This window comes from Candidatus Leptovillus gracilis, from assembly GCA_016716065.1.
GTDB classification, from domain to species: Bacteria; Chloroflexota; Anaerolineae; order Promineifilales; family Promineifilaceae; genus Leptovillus; species Leptovillus gracilis.
The window spans coordinates 239,970-265,871 of record JADJXA010000025.1; the positions used below are offsets into that span (position 1 = coordinate 239,970).

Annotated in this window: 18 protein-coding genes; 3 read left to right on the plus strand and 15 right to left on the minus strand. The window is 56.9% G+C overall.

Annotated features, from left to right (window positions below):
* Nucleotides 1-4: 4 nt before the first annotated feature.
* The gene (locus tag IPM39_27175; GenBank protein MBK8989697.1) at nt 5-1,516 is read right to left on the minus strand and encodes an ATP-dependent helicase; all 1,512 of its coding nucleotides are present in this window, start codon (nt 1,514-1,516) and stop codon (nt 5-7) included.
* 829 nt (nt 1,517-2,345) lie between these two features.
* Here IPM39_27175 and IPM39_27180 point away from each other — a divergent pair.
* On the plus strand, nt 2,346-2,498 hold the full coding sequence (locus IPM39_27180) for a hypothetical protein (GenBank protein ID MBK8989698.1): 153 nt from the start codon (nt 2,346-2,348) through the stop codon (nt 2,496-2,498).
* A 173-nt stretch (nt 2,499-2,671) separates the two neighbouring features.
* Here the strand turns inward: IPM39_27180 and IPM39_27185 are convergent, their stop codons facing one another.
* From IPM39_27185 to IPM39_27195, 3 genes are all read right to left on the minus strand, one after another.
* Nucleotides 2,672-2,962, minus strand: coding sequence for a hypothetical protein (locus IPM39_27185; GenBank protein MBK8989699.1), 291 nt, complete (start codon nt 2,960-2,962; stop codon nt 2,672-2,674).
* A gap of 645 nt (nt 2,963-3,607) precedes the next feature.
* Nucleotides 3,608-5,461, minus strand: coding sequence for a DNRLRE domain-containing protein (locus tag IPM39_27190; protein ID MBK8989700.1), 1,854 nt, complete (start codon nt 5,459-5,461; stop codon nt 3,608-3,610).
* A 44-nt stretch (nt 5,462-5,505) separates the two neighbouring features.
* On the minus strand, nt 5,506-5,970 hold the full coding sequence (locus IPM39_27195; protein ID MBK8989701.1) for a hypothetical protein: 465 nt from the start codon (nt 5,968-5,970) through the stop codon (nt 5,506-5,508).
* A 103-nt stretch (nt 5,971-6,073) separates the two neighbouring features.
* On the opposite strand from IPM39_27195, the gene IPM39_27200 reads away from it, so the two are divergent.
* A complete protein-coding gene (locus IPM39_27200) occupies nt 6,074-6,553 on the plus strand; it encodes a hypothetical protein (GenBank protein MBK8989702.1) in 480 nt (159 codons plus the stop codon).
* A 16-nt stretch (nt 6,554-6,569) separates the two neighbouring features.
* Nucleotides 6,570-8,258: a phage tail tape measure protein gene (locus IPM39_27205; GenBank protein MBK8989703.1), complete on the plus strand. Its 1,689-nt coding sequence runs from the start codon at nt 6,570-6,572 to the stop codon at nt 8,256-8,258.
* 6 nt (nt 8,259-8,264) lie between these two features.
* Here the strand turns inward: IPM39_27205 and IPM39_27210 are convergent, their stop codons facing one another.
* The 11 genes from IPM39_27210 to IPM39_27260 form a co-directional block, all read right to left on the minus strand.
* Entirely contained in the window at nt 8,265-8,759 is a 495-nt protein-coding gene (locus IPM39_27210; protein ID MBK8989704.1) for a hypothetical protein, read from the minus strand.
* Between the two features lie 188 nt (nt 8,760-8,947).
* Entirely contained in the window at nt 8,948-11,773 is a 2,826-nt protein-coding gene (locus IPM39_27215) for a hypothetical protein (protein MBK8989705.1), read from the minus strand.
* 1,458 nt (nt 11,774-13,231) lie between these two features.
* A complete protein-coding gene (locus IPM39_27220) occupies nt 13,232-14,155 on the minus strand; it encodes a replication-relaxation family protein (protein ID MBK8989706.1) in 924 nt (307 codons plus the stop codon).
* 95 nt (nt 14,156-14,250) lie between these two features.
* On the minus strand, nt 14,251-14,496 hold the full coding sequence (locus IPM39_27225; GenBank protein MBK8989707.1) for a hypothetical protein: 246 nt from the start codon (nt 14,494-14,496) through the stop codon (nt 14,251-14,253).
* Nucleotides 14,496-15,479, minus strand: a complete 984-nt coding sequence (locus IPM39_27230; protein ID MBK8989708.1) for a ParM/StbA family protein — start codon at nt 15,477-15,479, stop codon at nt 14,496-14,498. Before IPM39_27230 ends, IPM39_27225 begins: the two co-directional genes overlap by 1 nt.
* A 10-nt stretch (nt 15,480-15,489) precedes the next feature.
* Nucleotides 15,490-18,333, minus strand: coding sequence for a hypothetical protein (locus IPM39_27235; protein MBK8989709.1), 2,844 nt, complete (start codon nt 18,331-18,333; stop codon nt 15,490-15,492).
* A 14-nt stretch (nt 18,334-18,347) separates the two neighbouring features.
* Nucleotides 18,348-19,031, minus strand: coding sequence for a DUF4417 domain-containing protein (locus IPM39_27240; protein ID MBK8989710.1), 684 nt, complete (start codon nt 19,029-19,031; stop codon nt 18,348-18,350).
* A gap of 32 nt (nt 19,032-19,063) precedes the next feature.
* Nucleotides 19,064-20,032: a bifunctional DNA primase/polymerase gene (locus IPM39_27245; GenBank protein ID MBK8989711.1), complete on the minus strand. Its 969-nt coding sequence runs from the start codon at nt 20,030-20,032 to the stop codon at nt 19,064-19,066.
* On the minus strand, nt 20,029-23,028 hold the full coding sequence (locus IPM39_27250; GenBank protein ID MBK8989712.1) for a hypothetical protein: 3,000 nt from the start codon (nt 23,026-23,028) through the stop codon (nt 20,029-20,031). The genes IPM39_27245 and IPM39_27250 overlap by 4 nt, the downstream gene beginning before the upstream one ends.
* A 165-nt stretch (nt 23,029-23,193) precedes the next feature.
* On the minus strand, nt 23,194-24,090 hold the full coding sequence (locus IPM39_27255) for a DUF1461 domain-containing protein (protein ID MBK8989713.1): 897 nt from the start codon (nt 24,088-24,090) through the stop codon (nt 23,194-23,196).
* Between the two features lie 191 nt (nt 24,091-24,281).
* Entirely contained in the window at nt 24,282-25,862 is a 1,581-nt protein-coding gene (locus IPM39_27260; GenBank protein MBK8989714.1) for a hypothetical protein, read from the minus strand.
* Between the last annotated feature and the right edge of the window lie 40 nt (nt 25,863-25,902).

The following is a 25,902-nucleotide window of genomic DNA, read 5'->3' on the forward strand; positions in this document are numbered from 1 at the left end:
CTCCTCACTTCCTCCCCCCTCGCCGCTTACCAGCCAACGGCCGTTTCCCCGCATACACCACCATCGTCAACTGCCGCGTCAGTCCCTTTTCAGCGCGAAAGGCCAACCGGTCGTCGTGGGCCGTTTTGCTGTGCCAGCGGGCAATGGCCTGCGTGCTGGCGGCCAAGAACTTGTCGCACAGTGAGCAGGTATAGACCTTCTCCGCCCGCAAAAAGGTAATCGTCGCGGCCGCCAGGTCCAGCGCGATCTGTTCGGCATCCTCGTCGGGACGCAGCGTGATTGCCAGGCGGAGGGTGGTGTTGGTGGCAGGCGCTTCGGCCAACGGCCGTCCTGCCTCATCGGCCACCTGCTCAATCCGACCCCAACCGGCATCGCATTGCACCCAAACCCCCGGTTTAATCACAATTGGCGGCGGCGTGACGGCCGCTGCACTCGCGGCGGGCGACGGTTTGGTTTTGCCTTTGGAGGAATGCGGTGACGCCACCAATGCCGCCAAACCGGGGAAATCGGCCACAGCTGCGGCCGAGCCATCAGCGCCGAGCCAGAAGGCCAGCGCCTCATCCGTCAGCCCCAGCCGTTGTTGCCAATTGCGCCCGCGCACGGCCGTGGCAAAGGCGGCCATCTGTTGTTTCACGGCCGTTTGCGCCGCGTCTGGCGCAGTCCACCAATTCTGGAAGTAGCTTGACCACTGGTAGGCGGCGCTGTGCTGCGCCAATGCCAGCGCCGCCGGAGCCTGCCATTCCGCTGGTGGCTGGCGCAGTGTGGCCTGTACCGCCTGCACCCCGTCCAACACCTTATGCCACTGGCTCTCTCGCAAAAATTGCGACAACGGCTCCGATTCCAGCGCGTAGAGATAGGCGCTCTGCCGGGCGCGGGTCAGGGCGACGTAAAAGAGCCGCCGCTCTTCTTCCATATTAATGGCGTCTTGGCGGGTGAAGGGCAGCGTGCCCTGGTTGCACTGCGGGATGAAGACGTAAGGCCATTCCAACCCTTTGGCGCGATGGATGGTAGAGAGGGTGACGGCCGGGATAGTGGCGGCCCCATCGTCTTTGCCTACCCGCTGCTGCGCCAGACTGTTGACGTGGCCGAGAAAGGATTGCAGCGTGCCCTGCCCGACGGCATAGCCGATAAACGCCTCGACTCCGGCGGCGCGGTCGCTGCCCGTCTGGGCAAAGCCGCTGGAGGTGCGCAAGAACTGCTTGTAGTCCAGCCGCGCCTCCAACTGACGTAAGGTCTGGCTGGCGTCCTGGTCCAGATTGGCGGCCAGCCAGCGCAGGTCTTCGGCCAGTTGCCGCAGATTATCATGCAGCCAGTCTTCGGCCACACGCTGGCTGACATCGGCCAGGACGCGGCTCCACGGCTTGTCGCCGCGGCGCATGGCGTCTGTCAGGCGTTGGCGCAGGTCGTTGGGGATGTAGCGTTTGGGGCGATTGATGACGTTCTGCCAGGCGTCGAGCGCACGGGTGAGTACCGTTTCCGAGAGGGGGTTATTTACATATCCCCCGCCAAACCGCAACCTGAGATTTTCACTCGAGTAATGAAAGCTAAAAGTGTGTCCTGGAAGCATTGTAAATAATTCATCTTTCTGAAAAAAAACAAGTTAAACCGGCCTTTTTCGGATAGTTTGATTAAAAAAACACGCAAAATCACGAATTCTCATGCAGGTTACGTTTGAGCGGGGGATATGCAAAATACCCCGGATACGTGTAGTGCGCCGTGAAACGGCGAGATTGAATTGAACCCGGAGGGTTCTGTAGGAAGATACTAGCACCCTACAAGCCGACCTGAGTTAGCAGAAGGGGAAACCTGACTGTGAACAGAGCATCTTCGTAAAGCGGCGTGAGGCAAACGGGAAATTGCCAAGATGCGCTCGCAACGGCTGACCGGCATGGTAAAGGTTGGATTACTTGAACGCTAATGTCCAGCGATGCAAATTCCCGTCTACAGGAAGACCCGTTGAAATTACCTGTAACTTGCCATCGAAACAGATTTTGGACGGCTGATTTGAGGAGTATCTGGCAAGAGCGTCCCTTAGCGAAAGGGATCAAGGGCATGAAAGGCGTACCTAAACCAGTCTAGACACGTTCAACTCGCACGGAACATGGGATGGCCTAAGTGGCGTACGGGTAACAAAGTTGCGATATTGGGTCACTCGATTAATGCTGAATGAAAAAGGGTAGGTTTCTCTCGAGTGAACCAGATGTCAATTTCTGCTTCGTGACTATATCGACCTGCATAAACCTTATACACATTGGCATGGATGTGAAGTCGAAAAGCACTTGACTACTCGAGAGAAATCGGCTTGTCCTCATCTGCCATTAATCAAGCGACCCCGTGTCGCGGCTTTGTTACCCGTACGCCAGATAGAGGAGTTGGATTTTATTCATCAACGGTTGGACACGGCCGTGCTGGCCTCTTACGGCTGGCCGCAAAACCTGAGTGATGGGCAAATGTTGGAATGGCCGTTGGCGTTGAATTTGGCACAAGCGGGGAGGTAGAGAGGGGGACGGCCGTTTCTCATACCAGGGAAAGAAGAATCGGTTGCCCTAACGCCTCGCAAATTGCTCACGCCCACAGAACCGCCAATAACAGACGGCCTCAAAGTGCCAAGAGTGACTTCAATAAATGCCAGGTCCGTAGCGTCGGGTACATTTGCTTGTTGGGCGGCAACTTATGTGCCCGGTTCAACACCCACCAGTACCCGCGCCTGCGGGCTGCCTGCCAATCCTGGTGATGCCTCCGGTGACGACCAAACATTCAATTCGAGAAATTTTTTAAACCGCCCGGCTTCCTCAATGGTGTCGAAATCTAGATCAATGAGGATGTACTTATCGTCATCAACGGGCTGGTAGATGCGGTGCGCCCGAACGCCTCCTTTCTGTCGAGCTTCGGCGAACCTGCCAAACGCTGTCAACCAAGTATTCAGATCAGTAATTGGGTGTTCAATGTGAAGCGTTGCCATCTTGTCTCCTTGTACTCTGCGACATCAATTAGATGTAGACCTATTATCCAACCTCATATCATTATCCCCAGCCAAACCCACGCCCTTTGCAGGAGGTTGCAGCACTTTGGAAGTTATTATAGCCGAAAGTGACCTGTGATCTGAAGCAGCCGCCGAATTATTTATTACCCTGCACCGATTGCAGGGTATTCTTCTGGGGGAAATGATAACTTGCAATCTCAGAGGGGCAAGCAGCGGCCATATTGATTTTGGTGGTAGAAGAGGGAGATGTGGGTGGGGAGAACAGGGACGGCCGTTGTAGCCAACACTCGTGCAAATGGGGCAAATACGTAATACGTCCTTTTTCTGACAGCACTCGAGAGAATTGTCAGTAACAGATGAGGAATTTAGGCCAATTTCCATTACCTCTTTCTCGAGAGGTGTGAATTTTCTGCCATATTACGTATTTCCCCCAACATAATTAGCATGATAAGCTAACTTACGGCCAACGACAATTAGAAATGCCCATCGTCTTGCCTCAAATAAGTTCGCAGCTCAATGAGGTCTGTGCGCAGGCCGCCTACCTGACTAAACACAAGCCGGTTTGCACTCCTCACACATTTCCAAACCTTGCACTACATCAATTTGTCTGCTTTTTTAATAAAACTATGGGCTTTCTAAAAGAAACGGTTTGTTTGTAAGATAACCCACCAACCAATATGGCATATTGGCCGCAGGCTCAACATCCAACTCGATTTCAATAGATTCATATGGGTAACTGCCCATCTCATAATATCCGTCACGAAAGAGATCGTTATCAAACAAGCTCTTTGTGCAGGAGGAATTTGAGCAGGGAGTCAGCAGCAACTGCAATTCAGTGTCCGTATCTCGCAATGAATTCGCATTAGGATTCAGCGGATCGAACCAGCGACGAAATGTAAAAGGAATATTTGGCGGACTTACGCGAATATCATACTGCAAAATAGCATCGTACTGTTCTGATAAGTCACCTGCTGTCACCCTGGGTACAACGAACTCGCCATCGCCAGCCCAATATATTGCCATATACTTTGTCGGCCAATAATCTTCATTGGCGCTCACGCGACCCAGCCCATCATAAGGGTAAATTTCCATCAGATCATAGGGAATCCCAAACGTATCATGCATAATCTGAAAGAAGAGAATGGTGTTTAATATATCCGTACTGCCATCATAACGTGCATCCACTAAGTCTAAAATATTAACGGAGGCAGTGGGTGGGCCAGACATGATCATCAACATGAGTCCATCTGTCACGTATATGCCTAACCCTCCCTCCAGATAACTGAGAATGCGTGAATCAGCACAAGTCAATTCTGCGTTACAGGCATCCCCCCAATATTGACCATAATCTTCTAGATTTATCTCTGGTGCATCAAATCCCAGGAAGCCATTTGGGGGAATTCTTTCAAGAACACTATCAATCGTTATATCAGGGCTTTCAGCAACGGCTATGGGAACGTTACGATCATTTCCAAACCCAAGCTGAATCAACATATACATCAATAACCTTAATTGTCCCATTCCAGATGGACTTTGTAAATCGAGCCCAAGAATGCTGGCAAGTTCCGCTGTACCTGCAGCAGTCCTCGTATCAATGTCCTTATTCTCCATGCCAAGCTGTAACTTCTCCCAGGGAGTCATAACAAGCAGTAAATCCGGTTCCAAGTGAAAGGAATCCCCTTCGACATCGGCGGGTTCTGTATCTACGGCTTCTACAATGGTTTGGCCGGGAACTGTTTCATATGTAATGACAAGTACGCTGTTTGTTTGATATCCTTCCTTAGCGTAGAAAGTTTCAGTATTTTGCATGACATTTGCCGATAGCCTTAAGCCATTTTCGTCTAGCTCACCGCTAACCCACTTTTGGACAATTTCCGCTATTGGGAAGGACATGGACTGGTTTGTTTCGTCCAAATTATAGTCAAGGGCGATTGTTGCATCATATGTAGGCTGGGAATTCGCAGTAACAATCTTTTCGTCCCAAGATGTAATAATAGGGTGAATAGTAAATGAAAACCCCCAAAAAACTGGTTCATCGGCCGTTATTTGCAAATTAGCGTCAATGATCACCGAACCAGATGGTATGTAATCGAAAATATCAAAGTCTAATAATACTACATATGGATTGCCATCTGAATCTCCGCCCAATGTAAACCTGTCTTCCAAACCGTAGTTGGTGGCTGAAGCATTCGGGTGCGCATAAATAAACGTATCACCGGATACGGGAATGGTAATAGTTTGTTGGATGGGTTGAGGGGTAGCTGTAGGTGTAGCCGTCATAGTAACAGTAGCGGTAGGAACGACAGGCGTTGACGAAGGAATCGGTGTACTGGTTGGCTGAACGGTAGGTGTAGATGATTCAACGTCTGAAATTTGTGTTGGAGGTGCCGGTGTGACGTTAGATGGAGAGCATGCTGGTAGCATGATGAAGAACGCCATAAAAGAAAACAAAACGAGGAACTTAGCGGGTTTTGTCATGAGATTTCTCGCTTTCGATTTTCCATAAAATGATGAGTGCGGATTTAACGAGAAACCCGAACATACTTTACACCGTTTCGACTTGCAGAATCTGGCTCATTCCACTGAAGAGTATTTTCGTCTAGCAAAACGATAGTGTCATTCTCATTCAAGTTGATAGTGTTATTAGTAATAGAGTCTTGGATAATTACCGTTATTGTAGCTGAACCGCCTCTTAACCCTTTCCCCCACATATCAATTGTGATGACAGGCCACTTATCACCTTCTGCCGTCATCATTTCGGAATCGAGACAAAATTGAAAACCAATTAGGTCTACGTTTTCTGCCATTGCTTCATTGACCCAAATACCTTCAAATGGTGTAGTAGGCGTATCAGTAGAAATCCCGCAAACATCATTAATTGGAATATCGATAGATGGTTGAGTAGATACGGACTCATCACCGCTGACAGCTTCGCTACCCTCTCCGGCTATCTCGAAACACCACATTGGCAAGCCCATCCCTAGCATGACCTTTGCATGCTCTTTAACAACAACATAACTGGATTTTTCGATTGTGTTATTAGTCAGTATACTCTAGCAAAATTCTAACTGCCCCGATTAGAGGCGACTGATGGCATATCCACCTGCTGTAATTGACAAAGCCAAGAAACAGGAAAAATTGTTGCAAGCACGCGCCGCCGGCAAAACGCTGGCGGAAGCACGCGCCATTTCTGGTATAGCCGCCATGACGGTCCGGGAAGCGAATCGGCTGCAACGCAAGTATGAAGCTGGCGGTCGTACCTGGCAAGCGCTGCTGGACGGCCGTTTCGGTCACGATATCAAAGCCAACTCCGCTCTCAAAGAATGGTTGTATGAACGGAAACGACAAGACCCTACAATCCGCGCCAGCCAGTTGGTTGAGGAAATAAAAGAAAGGTTCGGCGTTGAATTTAGAGCCGGACATATCAATTATTTGCTGCGCCAGGAAGGGTTGACAGCGCCCATGGGTCGGCCCGAGAAGTCGGCTGGGAGCGGCACAGCCAATCAAGCAGCAGAGCCGGAAGCAAGCAGCCAGGAAAACGCTGGGATTTTTTTCCCTGGAAGCGGCTAAGGCCGCCATAGGCGTTGTGGCAGCGGTGGAAGAAACCGTCTACGAGGCGGAAGCAGCGGCGATAGCCGAAGCGTCAAACGACCTAATCGGCCCTATGCCAGTCGAGAAAGAGACACTGTGGCACAAGATAGACCATCTGCTGTATCTACCCATTCTCAACCTGACACGTCCCCGCGACCTCTACTATTATCAGGGAGCAGGATTACAGGCCTTGTACGGCTTCACGTACAAATATCTGACGGTGGAACATTTTCTGGGAAAACTGACCCGGTTAAACATAGGGGATGCCTTAGCCGACAAGCTGGCAAACGTCTACGCTCAAAGTCAATATCCTGGGGCAGAGCCCTTGACTATCTTCACCGATTGGCATGTAAAGCCCCATTGGACGAAAGAAAGGAGCCATTCCGGTCATGTCACCATGTGGGGACGGACCATGCCGGGGACAAAACAGTTGGTTGTCAATGGGCCAGACGGTTATTGGCTGGGATGTTGGAATTATCAGATAGATAGCCACATGACCCAGGTTCTGGTTGAATTGGAGGAGAGGTTATGTCAGACGCTGCAACGACCCATCCTTTGCAATATTTTCGATAGCGAAGGCGGCGGTCTGCCCACCGGAGAAGCCTATGCCGCCGCTGGTGGGCATTATCTGAGCATCCTATCCCGCCAACACAATTACCCGCTCTCCTCCTTTGTCATGGCAGGGGAATGGCAAACCGTCATTGACGACAACAGCCGCGAAGCGGTTTACGCCCAATGGCGCCATGAAGACAAAGCTGCGGCCGACCCGCGCCAATTTGTTTTGCTGCGACCCATTGGTCAGACAGAACCGACCCGGATTTATACCGGTCTCCTGCCGGAAAACCTGCCCGCAGCCGTTGTTCCCTGGTGTCATCGTCAGCGCTGGCCCCACAATGAGCAGCGTATCCGCGATATGATCAATGGCGCCAATCTCAATGAAAACTATGGCTATACCTACGACGAGGCGCCGCATCGCACCCGCCAGCGGCAGTGGGAGGCGGCGCAAGCACAGGTTGAAGTGATCGAAAACAAACTGTTGCAGGCGAGAGAGGCGGTCAAGAATCTGCGTCAAAAGCAAAGAGAAGCGCACGAGACCCATGCCCGGCAGCGGACTCTTTTGCAAACGGAGATGGGGCAACAACGACTCAAAATAGCGCAGGGGCAGCGGGAGGGCAAAGCGGTCAAGCAGCGACAGCAAGGGTTGCGGCAGCGGCGAAAGGAATTGCAGCAGCGAGAAAATAGCCTGCAAAAGAAACTGCGCCGTTTGCACCAGAAAACCGTCGAACAGCAGCATCGTATTGCCGCATTACAGCTGCAATTGACCCAGCGCCAGCAGAAGCGGGACGCCATTGATACGGAAACGCTTTGTCGTCAGCGTCATCTGGAAAAAGACCAGATCATGCTGAACTGGCAGGTTCTGTTGACGAATCTGCACGAATGGGCCAAACAAAACGTTTTCGCTCCAGCCTGGCAAAAGCTCTCGTTGGCCAAAGCGACCGAACTGATTTATCGTAAATCGGGGTATGTACGTTGGCATCCTGACCACATTGAGGTTGTTTTGGATAGCTACCGCTATCGGGAGCATCAACGAGCGATGGAAATGACATGCCAGCGATTTAATCAGGCCAACCTGCATTGGCGGGATGGCCGTTTGCTTCGCTTTTCTGTACAAGAGCCTCCGTGATTCCAGTTATGTAATTGTTAAGGTGCTATGCAAACCTAATGCTAGCGGATCACCCTGAATAAAGCAATAGCGACCCGGTTCCAGGGGGGTGCGTGACTGAAGCTCTAAGACCCCCTCATCCTTTGGATTAGCTGTGTAGTCCAATTCTTCTTTGGGGCTGACAGAGAAAAATTGAAGATATTGTAGTTGAGTATCGGGTTGCCACAGTAAAACAACAGGTTGTGAATCCGGCGTAACAGGAACACCATCAAGTTCACCGAATCTGGGCACACCAAATGCAGTACCTTTCTCAAGCTCGATTAAATCATCCCCATTCACCAAAAATGCGCCAAAATATGGTAGTTGCTGATATTGTCCGCTACAAGCCGACAATATCAGCAACAAGGGAAATAAAAAAATACCCTTTGATAACACAGTCCGATATATTTTCATTTTTCCTCCGTTTGGTAAACCAAAAACCAACCACCACTTTGAAAAGGCCTGCGACAAAAAGCCTAACATCTGCAACCTACCATGCCCGACGGGTCCTTCACTCACCAGAGAAGATCCCTAATGAGTGAAGGAGATTTTGTCTCACTAAGCGGATACGTTCTCAGGAATTATTGTTAGGCAACTAAACCCAACTATTTGTTTGATCTGTTTGATTAACACAACACAGAAATTCGCCTTCCTCAACATTCTTCGTTCAATCACCGTACCCCAAGTGGTAAAAAGACGTAATTCATTGTTACCGGCGGACTTCCACAAAGCGCTGTTAACCAAGGTTGGTAAAGAACACCGTCAGTAACAGCATTACCTGTTCCAGCCGGATTAGTGCTTTCCTGGTAAGGACCTGAGGTACTCCCCCACCATTGATCACGGGCATCTATGGCACTGCTTGGTGTCTCATTGTAAATACCTTGACCCTGGTTGTTAAAAATATTGTTGCACACCAAAGTTGGCGCAGAAGAACTCGCCAATATACCACGATAAGCATGTGATAAGGTTGTATTCTGGATTGTCGGTGAAGCGCTGGTCAGATTAAGATTACCCCGGTAATCATAACCGGCATAGCGGATGACGGCATGGTCAATGATTGAACTGGCATCAATACTACCATCTCGGAACTCGATGCCGCGCCAGTTGTTCCAGCCGGGCGTACTTGCGCCACCATCTCCATTGGTGTCACCACCAACCACATCGTCTCGAATAGATGTGAAGTAGACAAGACTATCCGCTGTACCCTGTACCTGCAAAGCGCCGTCAATCGTCAGGTCTCTACCAATGTCAAACTTAACGATGACACCAGGATTCACAGTTAATGTGCTACCAGTAGCGACAAAAATGTCGTTGATAATAAAATAGGAAGTGTCAGTGATACCCCATGTCGAATCGGAATTTATTGTTCCCCCTTCGTAACCAAAACCGTTGAAATAATTGTTGATGTATGTGTTGTTGGTTAACGTAGGAAACGAACTAACATTGGCGCGAATTGCCGCATACCCATTCGATAAGGTTGTGTTAGCAATCGTAGGGGAAGCGCTGCTGAGCGTGAGGTTACCCCGGTAATCCCCACCTGCGTATCGGATAACAGCGTGGTCAATGATTGAACTGGCATCAATACTGCCATCTCGGAATTCAATACCACGCCAATGATTCCAATCGGGTGTACTGGCCCCACCATCCCCATTGGTGTCACCACCAACCACATCGTCTCGAATTGATGTGAAGTAGACAGGATTATTCGCTGTACCTTGCACCTGCAAAGCACCGTCAATCGTCAGGTCTCTGCTAATCTCAAACTTAACGATGACACCAGGGTTCACGGTTAATGTGCTGCCAGTAGCGACAAAAATGTCGTTGATAATAAAATAGGAAGTGTCAGTGATACCCCATGTCGAATCGGAATTAATTGTTCCCCCTTCGTAACCAAAACCGTTGAAATAATTGTTGATGTATGTGTTGTTGGTTAACGTAGGAAACGAACTAACATTGGCGCGAATTGCCGCATACCCATTCGATAAGGTTGTGTTAGCAATCGTAGGGGAAGCGCTGCTGAGCGTGAGGTTACCCCGGTAATCCCCACCTGCGTATCGGATAACAGCGTGGTCAATGATTGAACTGGCATCAATACTGCCATCTCGGAATTCAATACCACGCCAATGATTCCAATCGGGTGTACTGGCCCCACCATCCCCATTGGTGTCACCACCAACCACATCGTCTCGAATTGATGTGAAGTAGACAGGATTATTCGCTGTACCTTGCACCTGCAAAGCACCGTCAATCGTCAGGTCTCTACCAATGTCAAACTTAACGATAACACCAGGGTTCACGGTTAATATGCTGCCAGTAGCGACAAAAATGTCGTTGATAATAAAATAGGAAGTGTCAGTGATGCTCCATGTCGAATCGGAATTAATTGTTCCCCCTTCGTAACCAAAACCGTTGAAATAATTGTTGATGTATGTGTTGTTGGTTAACGTAGGAAACGAACTGACATTGGCGCGAATTGCCGCATACCCATTCGATAAGGTTGTGTTAGCAATCGTAGGGGAAGCGCTGCTGAGCGTGAGGTTACCCCGGTAATCCCCACCTGCGTATCGGATAACAGCGTGGTCAATGATTGAACTGGCATCAATACTGCCATCTCGGAATTCAATACCACGCCAATGATTCCAATCGGGTGTACTGGCCCCACCATCTCCATTGGTGTCCCCACCGACCACATCGTCTCGAATCGATGTGAAGTAGACAGGATTATTCGCTGTACCTTGCACCTGCAAAGCGCCATCAATCGTCAGGTCTCTACCAATTTCAAACTTAACGATAACACCAGGGTTGATGGCTAAAGTGATGCCCGTTCCTACATAAATGTCATTGGTGATGTAGTAACTGGTATCGGTCACGTTCCAAACAGTATCTGATTCGATGGTTCCACCGGCGTAGCCAAGACCGTTGATATGATTATTGATATACGTATTGTTGGTGAGTACTGGCGTTGAGGTTAAGTCTGCATAAATAGCCATATGGCTGTCAGAAAAAATCGAATCAGTGATAGCGGGCGATGAACTAACAAGCGTGATATTTGCCCGATTATCACGACCGGAGTAACGGCTGACTGCATGTTGAATGACTGAATTTATGTCGTCACTCCCAGCGCGGAACTCGATACCGCGCCAATCAGTCCAAACGGGAACGGTGGCGCCTCCGTCACCATTAGTGTCGCCACCAATGGTGTCATCGCGCAAGGAGGTTAGATAAACAGGATTGCTGGCACTACCTAAAATTTCGAGTGTGCCGTCAACGTAGATTTCAGCTCCCAATGCAAATTTGACGATTGTTCCCTCTGTGATAGTGAGCGACAGCCCATTTGGAACGGTAACGTCACATGTGACAATATGCACATTATCAGCACTTGCCCAAATTTCATCTATGGCTAAGTTACCGCAATGAGATGTGTCAGCATATGTTATCGATAATGCTCCAGGATTGAACAGATATAGTCCGATGAGAAGTAAGAAGATACGTTTCATAACCAACCTCCTCGAAACCGCTATTTTGAATTTGTTTGGTCGCCCTAACGCAGGGGGGTAAGCAGATTGGCGGGTCTGGCGCGTGGCGTTGGCTTGCCGCTACTTGGTCTGCCCATTCAGGTTTTCCTGTAGGCTGTAGCCAATTCTGCTTCAACGGATTTTAATCTGGTTGCTGCCTCGTTTATCTTCCTCTCCGCCTGCGCCCATTTCTTCTTTTCTCCCCTTGTCCCATTTTCCTGCCTTCGGCTGGGCATGGGGGCTAGTCCCAACCCGACAGCCGCTTAGTGTTCCCTGCCTTCGCGCTACGCGCTAAGGAAGGGGACGGCTTGGTCGAGTTGGGAAAAGCCACCGAAGGCACTCTTTTTTTGCTTCTCTGTTTTTCTGTTCATTGGCGCAGGTCTGGCTTTCATCGTTTGCGGGGCTACGGTGCGTCCCCTTGAGATGGTGCTATATCTCAACGGTTAGCGCTTGACATCATTTTGGTATCACTTCGATGCCCTACCATCTTCCACAAATTGCCCTGCTTGTCCCCATGACGTCATTTGGACATCAATTTGATACCATGCCATTATTCTGGCATGAACAAAATTCAATTGTCCTTACGAATCCCTAGCCTCGACGACATCCCCCTACACCTAAGCCAGTTCGGTAACTTTCCCGACTCGGACTAACAAAGTAAGGATTCTTGCGGCGGCTTCGAAGACTTCGCGCCGTATAATCCTGAGTTGAATCAAGCCGCACTCAGCCGAAGCCCTTCCATTTTGAATTTAAGCCTGGGGACACCCGATAACCGCTACCTCTGGCCCCACGACTAGAGTCATTGTAGCAGTTTAGACTGGGAAAGATCAATGATCAGAGCCGGTTTTCCCGCCTTTGTGTTGCATCTCCAATACGACACCACCGCCGACCATCGGCCTCAATTAAAACATCTGTTATCACACCACCGTAGAAACCCACGTCTTTTTGCTCAACGGGTTTTACTGTCGTCTCCTATTCCACCTACCTCTTTCCTTGTTTTCATTCTCAGCGCCATCCGCATACCGGGATTGTAGTTTAGGCCAGCATCAAGTGACAGACGAGGCTATTTTAGCAATAACAGCTACCCGCTGCGCTTGTGTCATAAATTTCGACCCCCGGCTCCGCCCTTCCCATCTCACCCGGCGAGACTGATTCCCTACTCCCCCATTGCCTCTCGCCTATGCTTACTCTGTTACCTACTTCACGGGCCGCTGTTGGATTCTTCCCCCCTTTTTTGCCTCAGTCTCACCGCTCTCCGACCTGGATACCCCATTTTGCCTGAATACCCTCCCGGCCTCTATGGGCACTTTTCTCTCTGGTAAACGCCCAATGGGTGGCCTGTGGCCTGACTGTGGGAAACCCATAGACATTAGCCATAGACATTAGCCCTAGACATTACCCACAGTCTACCCACACGCAATTGATCGTCAGTCCAATCTTCTAGCCGATTAGCCCGGATTCGTTCGCCGTCACAGGGTCTAGCCAGCCTTGGTATACATCCTCCGCCAAAAAGCGTTCCCACGTCTTGAACAGATAACGGGTTATCGGCCGTTTTTCTCGTACTATCTGTATCGCCTCAGCCTCCACCCACTCCGACACAACAACGCATAACACAGCCGGATAGTCCGTCACGCGCAAGACCTGCCGCCACGCGCTGCGCTGGTAGGCGCGGTCGTAGAAGGCAATCTTCTTCTGCCAATCGGTATTGCCCCGGTCCATCTCAATAAAGTAGCCGACCTCCATATCGCTTCTCGCCCGCTCCAGAATCGCCACGCCATCGGGCCGGACCAGTTCCTCTTCTTCTTGTCTCAAGATGGCTGCCCATTCGTTGAACCAGGTCATCTCCCAACCCATCGCTTGCATCCCTACCTGCAAGCGGGTGAACATCTCGCTTATCTGCAAATCGTGGAGCATCTTGTGGTTTTGTCGCGTCAGCAAGTAACGATCCCGGTTGAAGGGGACTTGTTGATAACGCGCGCCCGTACACAGCGCATATGCTTCCAACCCGACCCGGTTGGCCGTGTAGATGTAGCAGGCGGGCAGTCCCATCGCCCGCATCTCGTCTCCCCAGGCCAGGGTCCGGTCCAGAAAATACTGGTGGTAAAGTCGGGCCAGCCGGTTGGCAGCCATCTTTTCATGATCGCGAAAGAAGATGCGCTGTATCTGATGCCGCGTCAACATTCCCACGGCGATAAAACCGCGAATCAGGTTGATGTCCCGATCACTCAACCGGTTTTGTTCCCACAGCAGCTGCGCTTGCTGCCGCGCGCTTATCTTCAATGGCTCACGCGCCCGGCTGCTGGCATGATGCTGTCGCAGTTGTTTGTTGTTCGTCTGTCGTAGTTTCACTACAGGATTTGCCATCGTTTTCGTCTCCTTTTATCGGCTTCTATACCGGTTTCCTGCGCCAGAAAATCGCCTTCGCGTTTTCTGGCGCAGAGAATAGGTCTAAGAAAGAACTAAAAAAGCAAGTCGTCCAGGGCGGCCAGCAGGTCGGCTTCATCGAACGCCCCACCAACGGCCGTTTCCCGAACCCCACCTTGCCGCAGCGCCGTCACCACCGCCCTTGCTCGGCTGCCGGCTGGCAGCTCGTTGAAGAAAACCAGCAGGTCATCGTCTTCCCCCGGCCGCAGCGACAGGGTAATACGGATTAACCGGGCCGGGACAGCCAACGGCGGCCGTCCCGGTCCATCACCCCGCCCCATTACTGGCTGCCTCCCGTCTGGCGGCCGTCGCGCAGCCGCAGCAGCTTGTGCATCCCCCGCGCCACCGCCAGCACCGGCTCGTCGGGGATGTGGCACTTACCCCGGAAGTAGCCGCTCAATTGGCCGCGCAAGAGCAGCGCCCCGCCGCCGACCACGATGACCTGAGCAAACTGCCGCCAGCGGTCGCCCCACTGCTTCTCAATCTGCCCGCTCACCCCTGACAGCCAGAGTTCGAGGTCGGCGCTGCCGGCCTGACCCGCCCGCAGCCGCTCGTCGAGTTCCCCCAACGAGTAGCTGCCGTTACCGTTCATCGTTTGCAGCAGGGCGCGCACGCCATGTTTGCTGCCGCCGGTGAAGCGGGCCAACGGCCGTTTCTCCCGGATGACCATCAGTTCCAGCGTATTGAAGCCCACCGACACCACGCCAATCTCCTCGTTGAGGTGGTTGGCGCGATTGGGCAGGAAACGACCGTCGTCATCGAGGACATAGTCGTACAACGCGGCCGTCGCCTGCGATGTGACCAATACTTGCACGATGGTCACACGATGGTCGACGTCATTGGCCTGCCAGGTATGCTCCCCGGTCAACCAACCGCGCATCTCCGCCCCTATCGTCCGCTGCTCGTCGCCCAACGCCCCCAACGGCAGGCCAACCATCAGGGTGATAGGCCTGGCGATAGTCCCATGCTGCCGCTGGTACTGGCTGAGGGCAGCGTAAAGCGTCGCCCGCACTTCGGGCGAACCGCTCAGCCGGGCGTAGTCCAGGCTCTCCACCGGCGCGCCCCAGTCATGGGCTCCCGCCCCGACGTAGAAGGCCCGCTCCCCCACCGTCACCGCCAGCGGCGGCCGTCTAGTTTGCATCCCTTCCATCCGTCCCAGGTGGCCGTTCTGCTTCATCGCCACATGCGAAGGCAGCGTCACGCCGCCCTCATTGCCGTAAATCTTCGTATTCCCGTAACCGGGGTCAAAACCTATGTTCGTCATCGTTTCTCCTTTAAGATTTAGCAGACAAGAGCAAAGGGCTAGAGGAAGAAAATATCCCTGTTCCTCTGTTCCTCCGCTCTCGCTCTAGCTCTCGCTCTAGCTTCTTTTCACCACTGCCTGCAAATCCCCGCCGCGCCCCAGGGCGTAGCGGAGGGTGACGGTTTGGCCGTCTTGGACATGCACGGCCGTTGCCGGACTGACCTGCCCCACCCTTTCGCCAGCAGCGGTGTAGGCTGCTTTGCGGCCGCTCTCTTCCTTTATATAGAGGCGCATATTCGCGGTAGGCTGTGGGCGCGTGTTCGGCCAACGCTTGCCGCGCCGCCCGGCGTGTCTGTCGGTTCATATCACCCATACTCGTCGCAGGCTGTTTCGCTTGTTGGCGGTGATAATGAACCCACGCTTCCTGGATGTGGAGGATGGTGTAATCCGTTTCGTGAGCCACGGAATGGCCGTGGCCTACGGCCGTCTCCGCTCCTTCCCGCAGCAGCCCCCGCTCACTCTCCCGGATACTCTCCAACAGCCCAATCTCCCGCAGCGCCGCAACGGACTTGTGCCCGATGCCCGGCAGCCGCTCCCCCTCTTCGTTCCTTTCTCCCGCCTGCCACACGGCCGCATCCGACCCGCCCGACAGCAAGGCGCTGACCATCGCCCCGCGCAGGATGGCATTGTGCCGCTCCGGGTGATGGTGGTGCAGGCTGTCCCACACCGCCTGGCGCGCCCGTTCGTAGCGCGCCTGTCGCTGCGTCTGGCGGATGACTTCTTTCTCGGCCTGACTCAGTTTCTCCCCCGGCGTAACTGGCACAGGCGGCAGCGGCTCCCGCAGCGCGGCAGCGAAGGTCTTGTTCAGCCCCGCGCCAATGGCGATGGTTTCCGGCTCGGCAAAGGCGGCTTCCAATAAGGCCAATGGGGGTCTTGCGGCAGCAGCCATCTCGTCGCGCACGGCCGTCATCCGCCCGATATGCCCTTCAATGCCCGCCACCGTCTCGTCCAGCCAGTGGTCGGTGGAAAATCGCGGACGGGGCGGACGCTCCTCGGCCGTCCAGTCCAGGCTCAGGCGTTTGTGCAGCACCGCCGGGATGGGCGCGCCGCTGGCCAGAATCTCCCGGCTGTTGGCGTAGTTCCAGGCCACCACCTGGCTCAGGTCGGCGCCCGTCTTGACTGCGCTGTCTATGATGTCCTCCAGCGGCGCGGGCGGCTGCTCCGGCAGACCGCCAGTCAGCGCTTTGTTGAGCATCAGGCTGTTACAGTACATGCCCAACGCTCCTTTGTTGGCTAAGGCGCGGTTAACGGCCGTTTCCATCACCTCCACCGTGTACGCCTCCGCCCCTTCGCCTAGACCGCCAGTGGTCGCGGCGTCTACCAACCCCAGATAGTCCGGCTCCAAATGGTCAATGCGCGGCGGCAGCTTGCGGCTGTCGGCGTCGGGAAAGCGGATGAGGCGGCCACTGCCACTGCCGACAGCCCATTCGGGAATGGCTGAATCTGGCGTCGGCTGCAAGACGATGTACTCGCCTACCTGGTTGGGGCTGCGCCAGGCCAGGATTTTTTCCGCCCCGTCATGGTCGGTGAAGGCGTGCAGCCAGAGGGCGTCGTCGTGGTCGGCCCCGCCCAGAATCCCGGCGATGCCCTGTCCCTGCGGCGAATCGGGCAGAGACAACCAATCTTCGTCGTTGACCCAGGCCGTGCCTCGTCCGGCGTCCAGGTGGATGTGGCCTTTGGGGACTGTTACTTCAATTCCCGCCCGTTGGGCCACGGCCGTCGGCATGACGTAGTGGCGCGCGCCAGGAATGGGCAGGCGCAGCTTCTCCAGCGTCTGGTAGTTGAGCCGGTCGAGGTGGCGGTTCATCAGGCTTTTGGTGTGCCCGGCAAACCAGCGCGGGTCGCCGCCGCTGGCCAGGTATTCGCGCAGTGGCCAGCTTTCCACCTCGGCCAACGTTGTGTGCGCCTCCAACCGGCGCATCGCCGCCACCACATCGCCATTGAGTCCGGCAGCAAACAAGTCGCCTTCCTGGCCCAACCACTCGTGGAGCTGCCGCTCGTCGAAGAAGGGGTGGAGGTTGATGAGGCTCTGCACGTCGAGGCGCATCTGCTCCTTGCCATGGACGAAGTTGACGCCGACAAAGCGTCGCCCGCCGGTCAGCGAGATTTCCCCTTTGGTGTCTTTGGGCAGCAGGAAATCTACGGCACGGCCGTGTGCGTCGCGCAAATCATCCACCACCACGGCGTGGCCTTTATCCTGCCCGGCCTCAGTCATCACGGTGAACTCCACACGGCCGGCGTTGGCCAGTTCCCGCCGCAAGCGGGCGCGGCGCGAGGGGGAGAGGTCTTCGGACAAGGCCAGCTTGCCCAGCATCCGGCGCGACATCAGGCCGGCCCCGTCCCAGACCTTCGCTTCTTCTTTGCTCTGCTCCATGTAGGCAACGGTCACGTCGTCGGTCGGGAAGAAGCCGCTGACAAAATGGGGCCGCATCAGGCGCGAGATACGCTTGGAGAGGACAAAGCTGCCCTTTTTCAGAGAGAGCTTCAGGCCGGTCTGGTCCAGGAATTGTTGGGTGTCCATGCCGTCCATGTACAAATCTGTCACCTGGTCACCGTTCACCCACCGCAGCGTGGGCGTGGTCTGGCCGAATGTGTCGGCAGCAGCCACATCGCCCAATTTGTCCACCGGCTGGACGACAATGCGCCAGGCGCGGCGGGTCTGGGCCAGGAAAGGATACACCGCCCCACCCAACGCCGTCTCAGGACTAATGACGGTATACGGCAGGCTCTCTTCCTTTATATATCCACCCCCACTGCCGCCGCCGCGATAAAAGCGATATGGAACCTGCCGCCCTTCTTTACCCCCACTCAACATCCCTCGTCCTCCCATTATTCCCTCTCCCCCTCTCCCCTTCTCCTTGTCCCCCGTTCTCCCCACTGCCGCGCCTGGCGGATACCCTGCCAGCGGGTGGGATAGGAAATAATCTCGGCCAGTTCATGGCACAGCGGCGGCAGGTCGCCGTAACACAGCACCCGGCTGGGCGACAATCGCCGCGTCATCTCGCGGAAACCGGCCACAAACAAGGCTCGCGCCGTCTCGTCCTGCCGCCAGCGCAGGCCGACGGTGGAGAGGGCCACAAGGCTGTGACGTGGCAGGCCCAGAAAGCAGAAATCGTAGCTCACGGACGTACTCCAGCTCACTGTGGGAATAACCGTCAGGCCGTTGGCCTGCCAATAGGCGCCGCACCAGCGGCTGCGGTAGACGTTCCACACCTGCGCCGCCACCGGCCAATCCCGGTAGAGGCTGAAATCCGGCGTCAGAACGGCCGTGTACGGCCGTAAACCCTTCAGCGCCTGCCCCGGCCGGTTCCACACAGCCTCGAAGCGGTAATCCTCCAAAAAGAAATGCAGCCCCGCCCCGCTAACCAGTTCGCTCGCCACCGGCCGCTGCCGGTAGGGCATCAGCCAGGCCGGAACCTGAGCCAGCGGCGTGTGGACCAACGCTGGGATGTCCAGATTGTTGTCGCCGGGAAATTTAATTGCGGAGTGCGGAGTGCGGAGTGCGGAGTGCAAGAAACACCTCTATACGAACAACAGTAATCACTTCATCGCCCTTCATCCAGGCGTGACAACAATTGTTGCGGGTCCACTGCCTGGCGCATTCCGGCATCGAGGCCGCTGACCAGGGTATTCCAGAAGGCCTGCTGCCCATCATCGGCGATGAGACCATTGCGCTGACACGCCTGACGCAGGTGGGCGATAACCATCGCCTGCGGCAGTAAGCCCGCGCCAACATAGCGCCCCAGGCAGAAAGCAGCCCGGTTCAGACAATCGTTGCGACCCCCCGACGGCATCTGCCCCAGGGCGACCACCTCCCGATGCAGGGCGGCATGGGCGTAGCGCTGGAGGCGCAAGAGAGCATCTCCTCGCCAGGGGAGAACGGCCGTGCCGTTCGTGGGTCGGCTGGCTTGTTTCTTTTTCGGCCGCTGGTCAAAGTAGGCGGCGGCGGCCAATATGGACTTAAAAGCCGCCGCCGACAAAACTGGCACGGCCGTTGCTTCGCCCCACAACCAGCGGTAAACATGGCCGGAAGCGTGGCGCGACGGCGGAGCGGTGATGTAACCCCCCTCCCCGCGCGTCTCGATGCGCTTACGGCCGTCGCCGCTCCAGGCCAATGTCCGGTTGCCGATCGGTTCCACCAGCCGCAGGTAGACGTGAAAGCCTTTACTCGTCACGGATGTCGGCAGGCTGACGGCCACTCCCCCCACCCGCTCCAACCAGGCGGGGAAGATGGCGGCGGCTTCGTGGTCGAAGTCCAAGACCACCAGTCCGCCGCTCACCCGGCCACCGACCAGCCCGACGTTGGCCTGCCCGTCGCCAAACCAGGCGCGAATCTGCACCTCACCGGCCGGAATTTCCCGAAAGGGCTGCCACACGCCCTTTGTCCGCCCCGGTCGTCGTCGGTCGGGGACCTGGGGCAGCCGTTCCCAGTACGGCCGTTTGTCCCGCCCCAACGGGATAACCGACAGTCCGGCAGCCTGATAGGCCAGCGCCATCTGCAACAATTCGTTCATTGGATCGTCGGCCGCCTGTCCTCTGGCTCATCGGCCTCGTCGCCGCCCGGCTGCGCCGCCGCCAGTTTCGCCGCCTCAGCCGCGGCTTTGGCCTCGGCCACTACTCGTTGCCTCTCAGCCACCGCCCGCAGATAATCTGCGTCGCTCTGCCACCAGGGGATGCCGCAGCGCAGCCGCGACAGCAGCCGCAGACGGTTCACTTTGCCCATCAGGATGCCCGGCGTCCTCATCGCCTCCTCCACCCACCAGGCGTTGTGCGCCGCCCGCAAGGCGCACAACGCTTCGTACTTCGCCGGCGGCAGCTCCTGCAAGACCGCCAGCAGTTGTCCAGCCCCCTCGCTGTCGCCTGGCTCAATCTCCCGCGCCCAGCTAAACAGGCTCTCCAGCGCCAGTTCCGGACCGGGGTTGGCCGGTATCGCGCTCGCCGCGTCGCCCAGCGCCGCCGGCGGCGTCGGCCACGGCGCGGTCTTTGGCCGCGCCATCGCCCGCAGCGGCGGCAGCGTCCGCACCAGGCAGGGGGCCGCCTGCCCGCCGCCCAGCGCCAGCCGGACATACGCCCGGTAGGGCCGCAGCTGCTGTATATCTTCGGCCGTCACCGACGCCCCCATGATTCGCGCCGCCACCTGCGCGTCTTCGGCCCCCAGACTCAAGGCTATCTGGCTGCGGCAGTTGCCGATGACCACCTGGCGTACTTCCGGCGGCAGGCTGACGTAGGATTGGTTCATCAGGATGACCGCCGCCCCATACTTGCGCGTCTCGTTGAGCAGCACGCCGACAAACTCGGCCAGCGCGCCGATGGATTCGGCCAACTCGTCTATCGCCACCGTGATGGGCGGCAGGTCGCCGCGCGGGTCGCGGGCCAGCAGCAGGGCGATGAGTTCCTGCAGCAGCAAGACGCTCCAGATGCGTTTCGTCTCTTCGCCCATCTCGTCGTGCATCGGGCAGAGAACTAGCTTGCCGCTGTTTAACGCTTCGGCCAGGTTGACAGTCGAACCCGCTTGCCCCAGCGTCCGCCGCACCAATCCCCGCCGGGTGAAGTTCTCCACCCGCCTTCTGGCCGCGCCTATCGCCCGCTTCTGGTCCTGGCCGTTCCACGACGGGAACTGCTTCTGCCAGAACGCCAACGCCTGCTGCGCCTGTGGCGATGTCGGCTGCACTTTTTCCAGGTAGGCTGCCCGCGTCTGCTCGTCGAGCAGGTCGGCCAGGGTGAGCATCGAGGCGGTTTCCGCGCCGTGCAGCGCCAGTGTCAGGGCGTGGAACAATACTTCCTGCATGCCCACGGAACTGTCCCACGACGTCCCCATCCCGGCGCGCAGGGCGGCCATCAGGCGTTCGACGGCCGTCTCTTTCCCCTGCCCCACGTCGAACAGGTTGAAGCGAAAGGGCTGGCGCAGGTCGCCGGGGTCGAGCAGGATGACGTCGCCCTCCCGTTCCAGCGGCACGCCTTGCAGGATGTCGTCTATCAGGCTGCGATGCGGGTCTATCACCAGCGCCCCATGCCCGGCCAGCCAATCCTGCAAGACAAGGTTGGCCCCCAAGACGCTCTTGCCCGACCCTGTCGCCCCGCAGATGAACGTATGGGTGGTGGCGTCTTGGAAGCTGTGGCCGATTATCGTCTCTTCGCCGCTGCTGCGGTTCTGGACGCCGTAAAAGCGCTTGACAGGTCGGCGTGTCAGGACGAGCGGCAGCGGGGTGAACGCTTTGCCGCCTGTCTGGCCGCTGCTCCCGTGCAGCACGGTGTCGGCGCGGGCGACGACCACCTGGCCGGCCGCGGCCAATGGCTCCGCGCCAGCCGTGTGCAGCCGGGCGTAGGGCGCCGCTTCGACCTGATTCGGCAGGTAGAGGAGCTGCCCCAACTCGCTGCTGCCCATGATGAAGCCGCCGCTCGCCGGGAAGTGTCGCCCCAGGACCGGCGCGGCGTCTGTGCCCCGCTTGTCTACCTTCAGATGGTTCCAGCCGCTGCGGGTCTGGGAGATGAGGGCGTTGCTCACCCGTTCCACTTCCCGCTCGGCCGTCGGCCCGCAAGCCCAGACGCGCAGGCACACTTCGTAGAGCGGCCCGGCGGTCAGCCGCTCGCTGATGCGCGCCAACTCCGCTTGCAGTTGGTCGGGGTTGATGGGGCCGTACTGCTGGCTGGTGGCCCGGCGCAGCGAGCCGCTCTCGTTGTTGTGGGTCTGCGTCTGGCTGTGGCTGCCGCGGTTGTTGAGCTGTCGCCGGATGAGGTTGGCGCGTAGTTCCCAGGCTTGCCGTTTGGATGGTGGCGCCGGGCGCACCAATACCTGCACGCCGCCTATCGTCCCCACCGGCAGCGCCTCGATTTCGGCCAGCAGCCCCCCCACCGGCGAGGGTGGGCGGGCCATGCCGTAGCGTATCTCGACGGTGCGCAGCGGGTGGAAATCTGGTTGCGCCAGCGTCAGGGTGCGCCAGCGCCAGGCGGAATCCGCCGCGTCGGCGCTCAGGTCGCCGCGATGGGGGATGTCCACGAAGATTTCGCCAGCCTCGGCGGCGGAGATGGTCGCCGCTGCCGTCCGCAGGCGGCGGATTTCTACCTTGGCCCACTCTTTGCTCACTTCGGTTGTCATTTCCTGGGCCAGTTCGGCCGGCGTGCTGAGGCTGAACAGGCTCTGATGGTGGTCGCCGTTCAGTTCCAGGCTGATGTGGGCCGCGGGCAGGTCCAGTCGCCCACGGCTCAGGTGGCTGCCGGGAGCGCGCCGCCAGAATTCGCAGGTGACCAGGTCGGGTCCCGGCCGTGGGGCCAGGGAGTAGAGCAGCCGCTCGGCCTGGTTTAGCGCCGTCTGCCGCCGCTGCCAGCAGCGGTAAAACCACCAGAGGGTGGCCAGGCTCAGGCCGAGACCAACAAAACCAAGCAGCCGCCAGCGTTCCAGCGGGCTGTCTTCGGCTCCGGTAAACAGTAAGATGCCGTGGCTGCCCAGTCCGATGAGCAAGGTGAGCAGCAGGCTGAACATGATGAGTTTGTATAGGATGGATTGAGTCATAATAGTTGATAGTTGGGAGTTGATAGTTGATAGTTGGGAGTTGATAGTTGATAGTTGGGAGTTGATAGTTGATAGTTGGGAGTTGATAGTTGACAGTTGGCAGTTGGGAGTTGCTGGTGGCCGCATTCCGCATTCCGCATTCCACACTCCGCACTCCGTTGGTTGCTACCCAAAAGGGTCTTCGTCCTCTTTGTCGCACTCTGACGGCCGTTCGGTGGCGGCCAGGTCGGAGTAGTAGGTGAACTGTTCGATGGTCAGTAGTCCGGCGGATGTTGCCGCTTGTAAACGCAGCTGCTCACTCTCTGCCTCGCCTGGCTCCGCCTGTTGCTGCCGCTGGCGCGGTGGCGCGGCTGGGCGAACGGACCAGGAGATTGCGCTGGCCGCAAAAACCAACCCGAAAACCCAGAACATGGATTGCAGGAGAAGCAGATTGGCGTAGGCGGTCCAAAAATCTTCGGGGAAGAGCCGAATCAGGCTGTCACTGGCGGCAAAGCTCCAACTGCCAGGTGGGAAAAGCCAGTAATGGAAGCTGTAGAAGAACAGCGGCCAGAACAGGGTGATGAAGGCGATGGAAACGAACAGCAGGAAGAAGCTCATGAAGACGCCTCTGTGTAACGCATTGGCCGCTCGCTCTCTGGCCAGCGGCCAGGCAAGCAGCGCCAGCAGGCTCAGTCCCAACAGCCAGGTCAGGCGCGCGCGCCAACGGGAGACCTCTTCGGTTAGCCGTTTCACGTCTACCAGGTGGGCCAGTTCCCGCTCGTTGTACAACGGCTGGTTTGTGCCCGGCAGCCGTTGGCTCTCCAGGAAGCGCACGGCCGTTACCGCCGGTTCCGGGTGGTGTAGATACGTCAAGGTCAGCAGGGCCAGGTCCAGCCGTTCGGTCTGGCTGAAGCCCTGGGCATCCTCCGGCAAAGTGTGATATATCTCATACAGCGTCGTGGGGCGAATGGTCCCAGCAATGCCGTTCAAGAGAAGCGCCGCCGGGACCAGCAGCGTTATCCCCACGCAGACCAGGCTGATGAATAGGTTTTTTAATTGATACTGCATTTCTTCTGTTGTCATGGGTTCCTTTTTAGTTGATAGCTGATAGTTGATAGTTGATAGTTGATAGTTGGTAGTTGATAGTTCATAGTTGGGAGTTGGGAGTTGGGAGTTGGTACTCCACACCCCTCGTTGGCAATTGACAATTAACAATTGACAATTTCTTCCTCTTCCACTTCACAATTCAAACTTCACACTTCACAATTCAAACTTCACCATCGGGTATGGTGCAGTCCGCTCTCATGGCAGACCAGCCCTTCGCCGGGGGGCAGCAGGTGGAGGTTCTCGGTCAGGACCGGGTCATCGGCCAGGAAGCGGCGCGCCAGCCGGGCGGTATGCTCCGGTTCGCTGGCCGTCAGGACCGGCAAACTGCCTGACAGCAGCGGTCCATTGCTCAGCAGCACCGGCCGCCTCCACCCCCGGCCGCGCCTCATTTCCCTCCCCACCCGCCCACCCCCTCCCCTCTCGTCATCCTCGTCATCCTCGTCATCTTCTTCATCCTCCTCGCTTTCCTCCCCCTCTTCCTCTAGCTCTCGCTCTAGCTCTAGCTCTTCCTCTAGCTCTCGCTCTAGCTCTAGCTCTTCTAGCTCTCCCCAGGGCAGCCCATGCAAAACTAGTCGGACGCCGGGCACGGCGCAGGCGGCCAGCAGCGCGGCCAACAGCAGCTGCCGTCGCGCCCATTCCTGTCCGCGACAGCCGAAGATGAGCGCTCCCTGCGGCAGCCCGCCATAGCGGTCGGCCGGCCATTCCAGCCACTGCCGCACCTGCCGGTCGGCCATCAGCCGTCCCACCGCCGCTTCCAACGACCCCGCCGCCGCCCCGCGGCGCTGCCGCGCCGGCGCCGCCAGCCACTTTTGCAGCCCGTTCAGGTCGCCCAGCGGCGCTTCGTCCAGCAAGGTCAGCCCTGTGCGATGGACGCCCATCAGCCGGAACCACTGCCGCCGCCGCGCCCGCCGCCGTGATTCGCTCTCGCCGGACACGGCCGCCAGTGGGTCGAAGCCGTCTATCACCGCCGCGCCGTCTATGTCCAGATAGTGCAGCCTGTCGCCTTCGGCCGCCCCGCGCCCCAACAGCCGGGTGACGGCCGGTTTCCGTTTCAGCCGGGGAGCCAGGTCGCCGACCCCGTCGAGGATGACCAGCCCGCCATGACCGGCGGCGATGGTCTGGGTCAACCCGGCCACCAGCCAGTCGGCGGCTGTTGCGCCGTACAGGTTGACCCGCCCTGGCCCGGCCAGCATCTGCCCCGCCTGGTTCCAACCCAACAGCCAACTGTCGCCTTCGCCGGAGGTGGGCAGCAGGTCGGCGGGCGGCTCTGCCGGCTGCCAGGCGGCCGCCAGCCCCATCCCCACCGGCGGTGGTTCGGGCAGCCGCCAATCTGTTTGTTTCACCCCATTCGGCGAGGGCAAGTAGGCTCCGCCTGTTTCTTCGCCGCTGACGAAGAGGCTGCCATCCACGATGTGGGCGGTAAACGGCCGTTCCCAGGGCAGGTCAGCGGCGGCGGCCAGCAGTTCCGGCTCAGCCGGCGGCACTGTTTCTTGGTGCAAGACGAAGCCGAAGTCATCGGCCATCTGCCACAGCAGCGGCGCGTAGAGCAGCGGCACGCCCAACCACAGTTGGGCCACCGCTCCCGGCTGGTAGCGCAAGGCCACTCGCCCACCGGCCACCGGCCCCGACAGCAGCCGCGCGCTCCGCCCCACCCCAGATGCCTCCCGATAGCGCACCCGAAACCAGGCGACGGCCGTTTCCCATCGTTGTTGTTCTCGTTTGGCCCAATGTTGTTGCAATCGTTTCATTTGTCCTTCCTTTGTCGGGCAGGCCGTCGGCCTATGGCGC

What these genes read in the sequence shown, in the direction of transcription:
- IPM39_27185 (MBK8989699.1), bottom strand. Translation starts at nt 2,962, where the DNA reads ATGGCAACGCTTCACATTGAACACCCAATTACTGATCTGAATACTTGG.
- IPM39_27190 (MBK8989700.1), bottom strand. Translation starts at nt 5,461, where the DNA reads ATGACAAAACCCGCTAAGTTCCTCGTTTTGTTTTCTTTTATGGCGTTC.
- IPM39_27195 (MBK8989701.1), bottom strand. Translation starts at nt 5,970, where the DNA reads ATGCTAGGGATGGGCTTGCCAATGTGGTGTTTCGAGATAGCCGGAGAG.
- IPM39_27200 (MBK8989702.1), top strand. Translation starts at nt 6,074, where the DNA reads ATGGCATATCCACCTGCTGTAATTGACAAAGCCAAGAAACAGGAAAAA.
- IPM39_27210 (MBK8989704.1), bottom strand. Translation starts at nt 8,759, where the DNA reads ATGTTAGGCTTTTTGTCGCAGGCCTTTTCAAAGTGGTGGTTGGTTTTT.
- IPM39_27215 (MBK8989705.1), bottom strand. Translation starts at nt 11,773, where the DNA reads ATGAAACGTATCTTCTTACTTCTCATCGGACTATATCTGTTCAATCCT.
- IPM39_27220 (MBK8989706.1), bottom strand. Translation starts at nt 14,155, where the DNA reads ATGGCAAATCCTGTAGTGAAACTACGACAGACGAACAACAAACAACTG.
- IPM39_27225 (MBK8989707.1), bottom strand. Translation starts at nt 14,496, where the DNA reads ATGGGGCGGGGTGATGGACCGGGACGGCCGCCGTTGGCTGTCCCGGCC.
- IPM39_27230 (MBK8989708.1), bottom strand. Translation starts at nt 15,479, where the DNA reads ATGACGAACATAGGTTTTGACCCCGGTTACGGGAATACGAAGATTTAC.
- IPM39_27235 (MBK8989709.1), bottom strand. Translation starts at nt 18,333, where the DNA reads ATGTTGAGTGGGGGTAAAGAAGGGCGGCAGGTTCCATATCGCTTTTAT.
- IPM39_27245 (MBK8989711.1), bottom strand. Translation starts at nt 20,032, where the DNA reads ATGAACGAATTGTTGCAGATGGCGCTGGCCTATCAGGCTGCCGGACTG.
- IPM39_27250 (MBK8989712.1), bottom strand. Translation starts at nt 23,028, where the DNA reads ATGACTCAATCCATCCTATACAAACTCATCATGTTCAGCCTGCTGCTC.
- IPM39_27255 (MBK8989713.1), bottom strand. Translation starts at nt 24,090, where the DNA reads ATGACAACAGAAGAAATGCAGTATCAATTAAAAAACCTATTCATCAGC.
- IPM39_27260 (MBK8989714.1), bottom strand. Translation starts at nt 25,862, where the DNA reads ATGAAACGATTGCAACAACATTGGGCCAAACGAGAACAACAACGATGG.